At 32.2% G+C, this 716-nt stretch carries 1 protein-coding gene and 1 pseudogene; both read right to left on the bottom strand.

Annotation, left to right across the window (positions count from 1 at the left end; genetic code table 11):
- Positions 1-54: 54 nt before the first annotated feature.
- A complete protein-coding gene (locus tag AC1DJR_RS32405) occupies positions 55-327 on the bottom strand; it encodes a hypothetical protein (protein ID WP_477004506.1) in 273 nt (90 codons plus the stop codon).
- Between the two features lie 85 nt (positions 328-412).
- Positions 413-716 (bottom strand): annotated as a pseudogene (locus tag AC1DJR_RS32400) (HD domain-containing protein); the annotation flags it as partial.

The following is a 716-nucleotide window of genomic DNA, read 5'->3' as shown; positions in this document are numbered from 1 at the left end:
TTCATACTGTCTACTTGACAGGGGTAAGACCAAAGGAGGGCTTTTTAGTTTATCCTAATTTTTTTGAAAGAGTTTCAATTGTTTCATATAGTCGATAGCTTTTGTTTTATTTCTTTGCTTAGAAACATATTGTGCCTCGTTTAAATCTCTATAATAATTATTAAATATTTYTTCAGAAAGWATKCCRTCAGAGAWAGCTTTTTTWACYGCACAKTGTGGTTCATTTGTATGCGAACARTTAGAAAATTTACATYTCCKAGATATAYYCGCWATATCTTCATACCCAAAATCAGAGTTACCTTTATGATTTATCAAGTCAAATCCCATTTTACTAATAAGTAATCCCTCCACTTTTGAAAGAGTTTTGTAGAATCATGCAGTCAAATTATATTGCTTTTAAGATATGTCTATTTTAATAGACTATATTTCCGTAAATCGATTTCTCTATATCAGGGAGAAGTGTGTATATGCTCTTACCAATTAAAGCTTCTAATTCTTTCTTAATTGCATAGAATCCCTTCCAATGTAAAGAAGTATGAGAGGTTGTGCCATGACGTAAACCAACTGAAATCAATCTTTTTTCAAGAGTAGTAAAGCCTTCGGCATCAGCAAGTGCGTCACAAAGGGTAATCACCTTATTGTATAAGTCGTAGTCACTGTTTTCATTCAATATTTCAATTAATCGGCTTTCCATATAATCAGGAACAATGCTCCAC

It is taken from the genome of Bacillus sp. 05T31 (genome assembly GCF_056396725.1).
This window is presented reverse-complemented; position numbering and strand designations above follow the sequence as displayed.